Annotated in this window: 2 protein-coding genes; both read left to right on the forward strand. The window is 48.8% G+C overall.

Going from position 1 to position 13978, the window contains the following annotated elements; genetic code table 11:
* The first annotated feature begins 96 nt into the window (after positions 1 to 96).
* Positions 97 to 1320: an ACP S-malonyltransferase gene (gene fabD / locus ACYCSE_RS21430; RefSeq protein ID WP_459699784.1), complete on the forward strand. Its 1224-nt coding sequence runs from the start codon at positions 97 to 99 to the stop codon at positions 1318 to 1320.
* Entirely contained in the window at positions 1295 to 13975 is a 12681-nt protein-coding gene (locus tag ACYCSE_RS21435; protein WP_459699786.1) for a non-ribosomal peptide synthetase/type I polyketide synthase, read from the forward strand. Before fabD ends, ACYCSE_RS21435 begins: the two co-directional genes overlap by 26 nt.
* The last annotated feature ends 3 nt before the right edge of the window (positions 13976 to 13978 follow it).

The following is a 13978-nucleotide window of genomic DNA, read 5'->3' on the forward strand; positions in this document are numbered from 1 at the left end:
TTTTCTCTACTTCTTAATGTCACCATATATATGTATTCATACATAAAATGTGATTTTTTTGTTTATCCATATTTTTTTTGTGGAAAGGGGTTTGATATGAATCGCATGGCTTTGGTTTTTCCTGGGCAAGGCTCTCAGTATGTAGGAATGGGGGCTACGTGGCATAGCGGCTTTGCAGAAGCGGATCGCTTGTTCAAAGAGGCTGCTGATATTTTGGGATATGATCTGAAAGCTTTATGCATGGCAGGTCCGATGACCCAGCTATCCAGAACATTCTATACTCAGCCCGCACTTCTCACGATCAGTGTCATTGCATTCCGGCGTTATATGCATGAAATCGGAATTATCCCTGAATTTTCAGCAGGTCATAGCCTGGGTGAATATTCAGCTCTGGTAAGTAGCGGTGTTCTATCCTTTAGCGACGCTTTACGACTGGTTCAAAAGCGAGGACGCATCATGGAAGAAGCCGCAGTGGCCGGACTGGGCAGCTTGATTGCCGTTCGCGGAGCTGAGCCAGGCGCTGTGGAAGAATTCTGTCGTCTGCATTCTACAGTCGATCAGCCTGCTGTCATTGCCTGTTACAATTCACCTAACCAGTACGTCGTTTCAGGTCATCTCACTTCTGTTGCTGTGGTAGCTGGCGAGTTAGAACAGCGAGGAGCCCAAATTACCCGCTTGCAGGTCAGCGGCCCTTTTCATAGTCCGCTGATGCAGCATGCTGCGGATAGACTGACCGCAGAGCTGCAAAAATACACTTTAAATGAGGCGAAGTGGCCCGTGATCTCCAATGTGACCGCTCTGCCATACCCCGATGTTGACAGCATCCGTCAAGGATTGATTTTGCAAATGACTCACCCGGTTCGCTGGATTCAAACCATGCAGTATATGGTGAATCGTGGCGTGAAACAAGGCATCGAGTTAGGTCCACGAACGGTGCTGAAAAATTTGGCGAAGGAAATAAACACTACCATTGAATTTCTGTCCGTGGATAGAGACTTGGATCGCGTTGAACTGGAACGCCGCTTCTCAATCCGTGATTGGGTTGCTCGTTCCCTTTCACTGGCGGTATCTACCCCCAATGCCAATTGGAATGAAGATGATTATCGAAAGGGTGTTATTTTACCTGTTCGAAGACTGGATGAATTACTTCGAAGCTCTGAATCAGGGAGCGGTTCACCTCCTGCTTTTGAGCAAAGACAGGAGATTTTGGAGTGTATTCGCCTGGTGTTGCAAACCAAACAGGTCTCCGAAGGAGAGCAGAAAGTAATGCTAGAGCAATTGAGGAGGGATCAGGATGGAACAGTTTCAAACTTTAATTGAAATCATTCAAGACCGTGCAAGCCGGGATGAGAACGGAATCACCTTTATTTCTGGTGATAAACAAGAGGAATACGTATCCTACTGTAAACTTCTGGAGCAAGCATTACAGGTACTTTATGAATTACAGGAAAAAGGGATACAACCTGGCGATGAGCTGATCATGCAGATCGACGACAATCATACCTTTGTGAATGTATTTTGGGGTTGCCTACTTGGTGGAATCGTTCCTGTTCCTGTAAGCATAGGGAATAATGATGAGCATAAAATGAAATTGCTTAAAATCTGGAATACACTTTCCCGCCCTTATATGATTGCAGATGACAAGGTATTGGAACAGTTAGAAAAATACTCGCACCAGCACGAACTGCCGGATTCCTTTGAGTCCGTTAAAAAAGCGACTTTTTCAAGCCATATATTCGATTATTCCAATCAGAGTAAAGGTGTTGTCCATATACCCAAACCGGAGGATTTAGCTTTTATCCAATTTTCCTCAGGTTCTACAGGTGATCCCAAAGGAGTCATGCTGACGCATGAAAATTTGGTTTACAATATTCGGGATATCGCAAATCAAACGGGTATGAGCTCCAAGGATGCTTATTTGGGCTGGATGCCGCTTACGCATGACCTGGGATTGATCGCATTTCATTTAACCTGTGTGATCGCTAATGCCAAGCAGTTGATTATGCCAACGGCACTTTTTATCAGACGCCCGTCTTTATGGCTAAAAAAAGTATCGGAGCATAAGGTGACTCAAATATGCTCTCCCAATTTTGGATATAAATTTTTTCTCGATCAGTATAAACCCGAAACAGCAGCTAACTGGGATTTGTCGAGAGTCCGTATGATCTTAAATGGAGCGGAGCCCGTATCTGTGGAGCTTTGTCATGTGTTTATGGATGCAATGAGTGTTCACGGTTTGAATAAAAATACGATGTTGCCTGTCTACGGATTGGCAGAGGCGAGCGTGGGCGTTTCCTCTCCACCTCTGGACAAAAATACCTTTATCCCCATTCATTTGAATCGGCAGCAGTTACACGTAGGTGAACCTATAGAAGAAGTGGACAAGTCCGACAAGCGGTGTCTTACTTTTGTAGATTTGGGGTATCCGCTGGCTAGTACCTCTGTCCGCATTTGCGATGAACAAAATCAGGTGCTCGAAGATGGGGTGATTGGACACACACAGATCCGCGGCAAAAATGTGGCATCCGGATACTATAACAATCCAGGGGCTACCGCGAAGGTCAAAACAGAGGATGGCTGGCTTATCACCGGCGATTTAGGGTTTATGCGGAACGGTCGCCTGACTATTACTGGTAGAGCCAAGGATATCATTTTCGTGAACGGACAGAATGTCTACCCGCATGACATCGAGAGGATTGCCGAGGAACTGGATGGTGTGGATCTCGGAAAAGTAGCCGTCTGCGGTGTACATGATACGCAAATGAGGCAGGATCGTATTATTGCCTTTGTGATGCACACGAAAAAGATAGAGCATTTTGTACCGCTTGTCCAAAAGCTGAAAAGTCATCTAAATTACCGGGGAGGTTGGCATATTCAGGATGTGGTTCCAATCCGGCGTATTCCTAAAACAACCAGTGGAAAGGTTCAGCGCTTCAAATTAGCCCAGAGTTATGAGCAGGGCGAATTTGATGAAATATTGACAGCACTGGCCGAGGCTACTCGAGTCATGCAAGCAGCTGAGCGTGTAGTCTTACCTCAAGGACAGATAGAACAGAAGCTGATTGGAATCTGCCAGGATATTTTAAATGTAAAGTCGATCGGGACGGACGATAGCTACTTTGATATCGGAGTGACTTCCTTGCAGCTCGTTCAAATTGTGGACCTTTTGGAGGATCAATTAGGGATTCATATTGAGGTGACGGACTTCTTTTCCTATCCGACCATCGCCAAGCTTGCTGCATATATCTCTAGTCAGGGCATGAGCAGCGACCCGGCTGCAACAGCACAGTCCGAGGCCAAGGAGGAAGCAAATGTCCGGGATATCGCCATCATCGGCATGTCAGGCAAGTTTCCTCAAGCGGAAACATTAGAGCAGTTTTGGGCGAATGTGGCATCAGGGGCTGACAATATCGGCCCGTACAGCGACGAAAGAAGAAAAGATGCCGAAGATTTCATTTCCCGTCTGAATACGGAAGGACGGAATATACAAATTGCAGAAGGCGGCTATCTGGATGAAGTAGACAAATTCGATTACTCCTTCTTTAAGCTGACTCCACGGGAAGCCTCACTCATGGACCCGAATCAACGGTTATTTCTACAAACAGCCTGGAGCACGATTGAGGATGCGGGGTATGGGGGTAAGCAACTGGCAGGCCAAAAGGTCGGCGTGTATGTCGGCTTCTCCAAAACCAGCTTCGAATACGAGCGTTTGTTGTCTGAGGTGGAACCGGGCGCGCTGCCGAACTTTGCCATTGGTAATTTATCATCCATTATTTCCAGCAGGATTGCATATTTGCTCGATCTAAAAGGTCCGGCGCTAACCATTGATACAGCATGCTCTTCATCACTCGTGGCAGTGCATTTGGCCTGCAAGTCCATCCTTAGCGGAGACTGCGACATGGCCTTGGCAGGTGGAGTGAAGACGATTTTACTGCCGCTGAAAGCGGGCATTGGCATGGAATCCTCCGATGATCGAGCACGCGCCTTCGACGACCAGTCGGACGGAACGGGCTGGGGTGAAGGAGTTGGAGCCGTTTTACTGAAGCCGCTGCGCAAAGCTGAACAAGACGGTGACAACATTTTAGCCGTGATCAAGGGAAGTGCCATTAATCAGGACGGTAACACGATTGGTATTTCCGCGCCGAATGCGCTGGCTCAGGCAGAAGTGATTGCGCAGGCGTGGCGCGATGCACGGATTGATCCTGAAACGATAAGTTGTATCGAAGCACATGGCACCGGAACCAAACTGGGCGATCCGGTTGAGATTGACGGCATTACCAAGGCTTTCCGCAAGCATACACAGCGTAAGCAGTTTGTGGCCATCAGCACGGTCAAAACGAATATCGGTCATTTATACGAAGCCGCTGGGATTGCGGGCTTGATCAAATCCGTATTGTCCATGAAGCACCAACAGATTGCGCCGCTCGTTCATTTTCGCACACCAAACCAGAAGATCCATTTTGAGGAATCCCCGGTATATGCCAATACGAAGCTACGGGAATGGAAGTCGAACGGTTTCCCGAGAAGAAGCGGACTGAGTTCCTTTGGATTCAGCGGGACAAACTGCCATGTGGTGCTGGAGGAATATATAGCGAAGACGGAATCAGACCAAGCCTCAACGGACAGCAACAATAGATCATCACCAATGCTGTTGACCCTGTCGGCGCGAAGTGAATCCGCTTTGCGCCAGTTGGTCGGACGGTACGCAGAACGGTTCGGACGTGCGGAAGAGCTCGTGATGCAGGATGTATGCTATACGGCTAACACAGGCAGAAGCCACCTGAATCACCGGATTGCTGTAGCTGCCGTAGGGGCGGATGCGTTGAAAGCGAAGGTGCTTCAGTTGCACGAACAAGGCAGAGTCGTCGAAGGCGTATACACCGGGAAAGCGGATAGCACAGGTGGCGCAGAGATGGTCACTGGAAGCTTGGACACGTTGCAATCACTGGAGCAACTGGCTGCCAAGTATGTGCAAGGAGCGCAGATCGATTGGAATGCCCTCTATGCAGGTAAGCACTATAAAAAGGTTTCTCTGCCTACGTATCCATTTGAACGGAAAAGATGCTGGATTAACGTACCCGAACAGGTTCGAACGGAACAGAAGGTACCAGTTCATGAAAACTCAACAGTAAAGGAGTCTGGAATGATGGGGAACGAGTATTCAGCGCCAGCATCTGCTATCGATCAGCACAAATCATCTATTCTTCAAAAGTTAGCGAAAATGATCGGTAACGTGTCCCAACTCAGTCTGGAGGAACTGGAACCACAAACACATTTTCTGGAGCTTGGGCTAGATTCCATTAATTTGTCTCAGGTTCGCCACAGTATCAAGGATACCTTCGGACTGGATATTCCAATGAGCGAATTTTTCGAATCGTTGACCACGCTGGAGCTGTTGGCCAGCTACGTAGCCGAGCGGGTGAGCACTTTCACTTCTGCTGAAACCCCGGTTCAATCTGTGGAAAATCGTCCAGAAACAACTCTGAATCAGGTTGATCATGCAGCTTTCCCGTTAACTCAACCGTCTCATGAATCCGCTGTTCCGGCTGCGGCATCCGTTTATGCCATAGACACGGCTGGGCAAACACGGGCTCAAAGCTTTCCAATCGCTACAGCTCCTGCGGCTGTAGAGCGAATTTTGGAGCAACAGCTACATCTGATGTCACAGCAGCTCGATGTTCTCCGGCATCAGCCATCTGCATCCGTAATAGCTTCCGAGCCATTTAACCCGGAAACGGGCGTTTTGCTATCGGCAAGTAGTGAAAGTGCGCAGATCATCCGTACCGAATCCAAGCAGAAAGTCGCGGCTGCACTAGCACCAGCACCATCCGTAAAGGCTGTTTCCAAGCAGATAGGCAATGAAGCCAAGCCGTATACGCCTTATAAAAAGCTGGATGTTAAAGCACGTGAATTGCTTTCGCTCCGTCAGGAACAACACCTGCAAGAACTGATTGAACGCTACACGGCCCGTACGCGTAGCACCAAACAGTACACCCAGCAGTATCGCTCCGTATACGCCAATAACCGCAATGTGGCTGGTTTCCGGCCTGTTTTGAAGGAAATGGTGTATCAAATTGTATCCCAGCGTGCAGACGGTTCAAAAATTTGGGATCTGGATGGCAATGAATATGTCGACTTGACGATGGGCTTTGGTGTAAATCTGTTTGGACATAATCCAGCCTTTATTCGTGAAAAAATTGAGAAAGAACTGAAGAACGGCATGTGTATTGGCCCCATGTCCAACATGGCTGGGCAAGTCGCCGAGCGAATATGCAAGATGACCGGTGTGGAACGAATTGCCCTGTATAATTCCGGCACGGAGGCCGTCATGGTCGCGCTCCGTTTGGCACGTGCTGCCACAGGACGAGCTAAAATCGTCCTTTTTGCTGGCTCGTATCACGGTACATTCGACGGGGTGCTGGCACTGGGGAGCGCGGGTGATGACAAGGAGCATTCGACACCTCTAGCTCCAGGTATCTTGCAGCATATGGTGGACAATGTCGTCGTGCTTCATTATGGGGCGGACGATTCTCTAGATTATATCCGCACCCATGCGCATGAACTGGCCGCGGTTATAGTGGAGCCGGTGCAAAGCCGCCGACCAGATTTTCAGCCTAAAGCCTTTTTGCAGGAAATTCGCCAGATAACAGAGCAGTCGGGTACTGCCTTCATTTTTGATGAAGTCATCACAGGCTTCCGGATTCAGCCCGGAGGAGCCCAAGCGTGGTTTGGGGTACAAGCCGACCTCGTGACCTACGGTAAAATCATTGGCGGCGGGCTGCCCATCGGCATCGTAGCCGGAAAAGCCGCCTTTATGAACGGGATCGACGGAGGCACGTGGAGCTTCGGGGACGATTCCTATCCGCAGCATGAGCAGCAGCGAACCTTTGTGGCAGGAACCTTCTGCCATCATCCGCTGGCAATGGCTGCATCCTTAGCGGTGCTGGATCATTTGGAGAAGCATGGCGAGCAACTGCAAAATCGCTTGAACAGCCGCACCTCGGCGTTAGCAGCGGAGCTGAACAGCTATTTCACTGACGAACGCGTACCTATGAAGGTCGTTCACTTTGGCTCCCTATTCCGCTTCGTGCTCAAAGGCGATCTGGAGTTGTTCTTCTATCACATGCTGGACAAAGGCATCTATATCTGGGAGGGACGAAACTGCTTCTTGTCCACGGCCCATACCGAGGAAGATATTGCGCGAATCGTACAAGCGGTCAAGGATAGCGTGAACGAGCTGCGTAAAGGAGGATTTTTACCGGACCCGCCCCCGAATGGAAACGGCCCGGGACCGGGAAAGCAACCTGTACCTGTAACCGTACCTCCAGAGGATGAAGCAGCAGAAACTATTATTGCGTTAACTCCAGAGCAAAAGCAGCTTTGGTTCGCTTCTGTTTCAGATCGAAGTGACTCTCAATCTTTACACGAAACCGCCTTGTTGCGGTTTCGTGGTCCACTTCAGCAGCAGGCGTTCAACCAAGCTGTCCAGACCATTGTAAACCGTCATGAAGCCTTACATATCTTTATGAGCGGCGATGGGGAAACTCAGGTGTTCGCTCCTGTGATGAAAGCGGAAATCCCGCTTCATGATTTTACCAGTTATCGCCCAGATGAACAGGAACAACATATCCGGGCATGGATGATCAAGAACAGTGAAACCCCATTTGCCATGACGCCAGGTGAGCCATTATTCCGAATTCATCTGCTGAAAATATCGGATGAAGAGCATCTGGGTGTTTTTACGTTTCATCATTTTATCGCGGATGGCTGGTCAATCAGTGTATTCATTCAGGAACTGGAACACATCTATTCTGCGCTTGTTCGACATGCTGACTACAACCTTCCCGATCCAGTACCTTTTCGGAATTACGTTGTTTGGCAGCAGGATCAATTGAAAGCAGGGAAAAAAGAGGCCCTTGCTTTTTGGTCAGCAGTGCTAGAAAAGCAGCAGCCTGTCCTCCATCTGCCATCTCCGGTAAGGGGAATACAAATTCCGTCTTCCAGAGGAAGCAGACATACCATAATGCTCGAAGCGAAGCTCGTTAAACAATTGAGATCCGCCAGCATAAAGCTAGGCAGCAGTCTTTTTATAACGCTGCTATCCGCCTTTCAGATTTTTCTACATCGGCTGACAGGGCAGCAGGAAGTAACGGTGGGGGTTCCCACCGCAGGACAATCCCATATGGACGCCTTCTCTCTGATCGGCAACTGTGTCAACTTGCTTCCGATGATCAGCGAAGTGCGTCCTGATGCTACTTTTACGGAGCATGTCCAAACGGTCAAAAAGCGCATGAATGAACTGGACAGCTTTCAAAAGTACAGCTTTGCCGGACTCGCTGAGCTGGGGCTGAGGCATTTGCCTGTCATTAACGCTGTATTCAATATGGATCGACCGATTCCGCGTTTTCAATTCCATGGACTGGAAGCAGAACTCGTTGAGAATGAGGTGTCATTCAGCAAATACGAGTTGTTTTTGAACGTGACAGAAAAGCAGAAACAATTACGTCTTGATTTCGACTACAATTCGGATCTTTTTCAGCCAAACATTATCGAAGCCTGGTCAGGATATTTCCTGAATCTGCTGCATTCCTTTGTAAAGGAAGAAGGGGCTCGCGTTTCCGCTCTGACTTTACTCCGTGCGCCGGAGAACGAACAACTTCGAACTGCATGGGCAGCAAATACCGATGCCAACGGAAACTATCTTTGCGTCCTCGATGCCTACAAGCATTTGGCACCTGTTGGGACAGCAGGGGAGGTGTATCAAGCCTCAGTAGCAGGCCTGTTGGGAACGACCCGAGAATGGGCTTACGTGGAAAATGATGGCAAGTTGGGGCATATTGGCAATTTGAATCGGACTATCCACATTCGCGGACATCGGGTTAATTTGGGGCAGTTGGAGAAACACCTGCTGCAAACTTTCCGATTGGAGTCCTGCGTCATTACACCGCAAACGGACGAAGCTGGAAAAGTCTCATATATAACCGCCTATGTGGTCGCAAACGCATCGAAGCCATGGGAAGAAGAAGCACTGAAAAAGGCTGTAATCGAAATTCTTCCAGATTATACGCAGCCCCGTTTTTGGGTTCCTATGGATCATATTCCTCTTCTGCCGGATGGTCAGCCTGATCTACAGGCTTTGCCAGAGCCGAGACAAGCAAGCATATTCACTAAAACAGACGCCGCTTCTGAGAACCAGGGCGTAGAAGATCAACTCGTGAACATTTGGAAGGACGTTCTGCATGTAACGGATATCAGCTATGACGATAACTTTTTTCAACTGGGCGGTGATTCACTAAAAGCGACGGTCATTCTGTCGAGAGTCAATAAGGAACTGGGTGTACACATTCCACTTAGCCACATTTTTGAGCTGCAAACGATTGCAGAGCTGGCTACATATATTGCGGGTGGAACAAAGAAGACCTACGAACCGATTGTATCTGTGAAATCGCAAGCCTTCTATCCGGTATCTTCTTCCCAAAAGAGAATGTACGTGCTGGATCAGCTAGGAGGCGGAACGGCCTATCATGTACCCGGCCAGCTTTTCATAGAGGGAGATCTGGAGGTTCCCCGCTTCATTAAAGCCGTTAGGGAAGTTATTTTGCGTCATGAATCCTTTCGGACGTATTTCGATCTGGAAGACGGGGAAGTGGTGCAAAAAGTTCGGGACACGATTCCATTCGACATACCATATACCCGTATTTCCAAGGAAGAAGCAAAACAGGCTCGGACCTTGTTTGTTCAGCCTTTTCATCTGGGAACAGCTCCTTTATTCCGCGCCGAACTGTACGAATTTATCGAAGGTGGCTTCAATCTGCTAGTGGATATGCATCACATCGTGTCCGATGGTTTCTCCATGGCCGTGCTGCTGGATGAAATCATTCAACGGTATCAGGGCAGACAGCTTGCGAACATTCAGCTTCATTACAAAGACTTTGTTGCTTGGCAGAAGCAGCAGATCACTGACGACGCATTGCAAGCGCATGAATCATATTGGCTCCAGACCTTGAATGGCGAGCTTCCTATACTGAATATACCTACGGACTTTTCACGTCCACAAACACAAAGCTTTGAAGGTGACAGCTTGAGCGTCACCTTGGAATCCAAACTTACTAACACACTCTACAAATTGGCCCAAGATACCGAATCTACGATCTTTATGGTACTTTTGGCGGCTTATAATGTCCTGCTGGGCAAGTATTCTGGTCAAGAGGACATTATCGTGGGTACACCTGTTGCCGGAAGACGGCATGTGGATACGCAAACGATGATTGGCATGTTCGTCAATACGCTGGTTCTTCGCAATCAGCCGCGATCTTTTTTAACGTTCCAATCCTTTTTGCAGAAGGTTAAGCAAAACTCGCTGCTGGTACTGGAGCATCAGGAATACCCGTTTGATGAGCTTGTAGACAAACTGGAACTGGTGCGCGACGTAAGTCGAAACCCGGTGTTCGATACGATGTTCAGTTTGCAAAATGTCGGCACAGATGTTTTGGAAACAGGAGGCATTCGTTTTAAACCGGAAGAATTCAACGCGGGTATCTCCAAGGTGGATTTTTCATTGCATGTGACCGAGGAAAAAGAATGTTTGTCCTTCACTTTGGAGTATGGCACAAAGCTGTTTAAACCGGAGACCATCCGACGGCTGGGAGAGCATTTTGTGCGAATTTTGGAAACGGTGACGCAGGATGTCGGGGTGCGGTTGGCCGATATTACGATCGTATCTGATGAAGAGAAGCAATTACTGCTAACCGAATTTAATCATACCGTCGTTCCTTTCCCGTACCATGAGACAGTCCACGGGCAGTTTGAAAAGCAGGTCGTACAGACGCCGGGTCATATAGCATTGGTGTTCGGAAATCAGCGTCTGACCTACCGGGAGTTGAACGAACGTGCTAACTCACTGGCACGGATACTTCAAGCGCATGGTGTAGGACCCGATAAGCTAGTCGGCCTGATGGTGCAGCGTTCGGCGGAAATGATTATCGGTCTGCTCGCCGTGCTAAAAGCGGGTGGCGCTTATGTGCCTATCGATCCTGAATATCCGTCAGCCCGTATTGAGTATATGCTGAGTGACAGTGAGGCTGCCGTGCTCCTGACCAGTCGCGATCTGGTAGGAGAACACCATTACAGCGCCAACACCCTGTTTATCGAAGATGAGGAAGTATATCAAGGGGAAAGGACCAATCTGGAAGCCACTGCTCAGCCGGAGCATCTGGCTTACGTCATCTATACTTCTGGCTCAACCGGAAATCCGAAAGGAGTTATGCTCCAGCATCGCTCGGTGCTGAATTTTATTACAGGAATGCGTGAAGTGATCGACTTTGCAGCAAACAAAACGATTTTATCGCTAACCACCATTTCGTTCGATATTTTCGTTTTGGAAACGATTCTGCCGCTGCTGGGCGGAATGACCGTCGTGTTAGGCGACCGCCATCATCAGGTCGATCCTCAGGCACTTGGCGAGCTGATTACTGCACATCATATTGACATGCTGCAAATGACGCCATCTCGGCTGCACATGCTGCTGAGTCATGAAGAAGGCTCCCGTGCGCTGCAAGGTGTACAGGAAATTATGGTTGGGGGAGAAGCGCTTCCGCCCAGGCTGCTGGAGGCAATGCAGAAATTTAACGGTCCCCGCATTTATAACATGTATGGACCTACGGAAACAACGGTTTGGTCGGCAGTGCAGGAACTTACCCATGCCAAACAGATCGACATTGGGCGCCCTATCGCTAATACGCAAATGTATGTCATAGATGCGCAGGATAGATTACAACCCATCGGCATACCTGGCGAGCTATGCATTGCAGGGGAAGGGCTGGCCCGTGGCTATTGGAACCGCGAGGATTTGACGGCAGAAAAATTTGTGGATAATCCATTTTCAATAGGGACACGAATGTACAGAACGGGTGACCTCGCTCGCTGGAAAGCAGATGGAAATCTGGAGTTTATCGGCCGAATCGACCATCAGGTGAAAGTACGTGGATTCCGGATCGAACTGGGTGAGGTTGAAAATGCTTTGATGAGCCATTCTGCAATTCAAGAGGCTGTCGTCACTGTATATCAAAACAAAGAGCAAGAATCCGTCTTGTGTGCCTACATTGTATTGCATACAGAAGAAACACCAAGCTTAACGGTCATTCATGAACATGCCGCCAAGTTGCTCCCGTATTATTCGGTTCCGTCTTACTTCGTGTTTCTGGATCGGATACCGTTGACACCGAACGGAAAAACCGACCGAAAAGCATTGCCGGAGCCTGAAAAGCTATTCCGACCGGATGTGGCCTATGTAGCGCCGCGAAATGATGTGGAAGAAGCTTTGGCCGCCGTATGGCAAGATGTTTTGGGACGCGATCAGGTGGGCATTCAGGATAACTTTTTTCTGCTCGGAGGCGACTCGATTAAAGCAGTTCAAGTCATCGCACGCATGCGTCTCCACGGGTATTTACTGGATATCCGACACGTACTGGAGCATCCGTCCATTGAAATCCTGAGCGGCTATGCAGAAACACTGTCCCGTCCGATAGAGCAAGGTCCGATAGATGGAGAAGTACCACTGACACCGATACAACGACATCTACTCGATGGGTTTGAACGGCATCCAGCATCCGAGGCACTTCCTGCCGCAATGTCGGTACTGCTGTTGGCAAAGTCGGGCTTTGACGAGCAGCCATTGCGAGCCGCATTGAAGAAAATCGTAGAGCACCACGATGCTCTGCGCCTTGGCTTATTACAACAGGCTGACGAGTCGGTTACGCAAGCTCACAAAGGACTGCATGAGGAGCTAATCACGCTGGAGGTACTGTCCCTTACGGGAACGGAAAGCGAAGCACGCAGTCAGATGGAAGCTGAATGTCAACGGATTCAAAGCAGCCTGCGGCTGTTTGAAGGACCACGAATTCGGGCAGGGCTTTTCCGTCTGGATAGCGGAGATCATCTTTTCCTTGCTGTAGACCCGCTAGTGGCTGACGCCATTTCATGGAATATTTTGCTCGAAGATCTGGCAACAGGCTACGGACAAGCTCTGGATGGGGAAACGATTGTCTTACCGGACAAAACGAACGCTTACCAAACGTGGGCAGAGCATCTTGAGCATTATGCGAATAGTAAAGAGCTGCTCAAGGAGCAGGACTATTGGAACAAGATAGAGTTGTCAGAGTGGAGAACGCTTCCCAAAGACCATGAAGTCATTACGGATTCTGGATCGGAGAGACAAACACATCAGCTCCACCTGCAATTATCAACAGACGAAACCCAGCATCTGATGACACAGGTCAATCATGCCTATAATACCGTGCCGGAGGAAGTACTGCTGTCCGTACTGGGGCAAACAGTGTCCGAATGGTCAGGACAAGAACGGATTGCACTCTATGTGGAGAACCCTGGCCGAGAGCAGGCTGAAACAAATTCGCTGGATATCTCCAGAACGGTAGGGCAGTTTACGTCCGTGTATCCAGTTGTACTGGACATCAAATCTGCGGATGATATAGCGCTGTTGCTCAAGCGTGTGAAGGAAACGGTTCGGCAGGTTCCAAATCACGGTTTGGGCTACGGTGCATTGAGATATCTGACCGAAGCCAGCAATCCAACGGATTCTAAACGTTTTCGTCATCCGGAAATTGGTTTCCGTTATATAGACTCCCCACACCCGGAATCGGTTTATTTTTCTATATCGCCGCTGCAAGCTGAAATTGGACCAGATACCAAGGATGTGATTAATGGTTCATCTTATGCTCTTTATATGGATAGCCGGTTGGAGGACGGAAAATTAAGTATCCGTATATCCTATGACAGGAATGCATATGAAGAGCGCACGGTCAAACAACTTTTCTCCCGCTTCGAAACACACCTGTTGAATACCATTCGTCATTGCCTTGATCAGTCCGGTCAGGAACTGACACCAACAGACGTAGGGGCAGATGATCTGGATTTGGAAGAGTTCGAAGAGATGAAGCATTTTTATGAAAGCCTATAAATA

The organism is Paenibacillus sp. SEL1, assembly GCF_054602535.1.

What these genes read in the sequence shown, in the direction of transcription:
- fabD (WP_459699784.1), top strand. Translation starts at nt 97, where the DNA reads ATGAATCGCATGGCTTTGGTTTTTCCTGGGCAAGGCTCTCAGTATGTA.
- ACYCSE_RS21435 (WP_459699786.1), top strand. Translation starts at nt 1,295, where the DNA reads ATGGAACAGTTTCAAACTTTAATTGAAATCATTCAAGACCGTGCAAGC.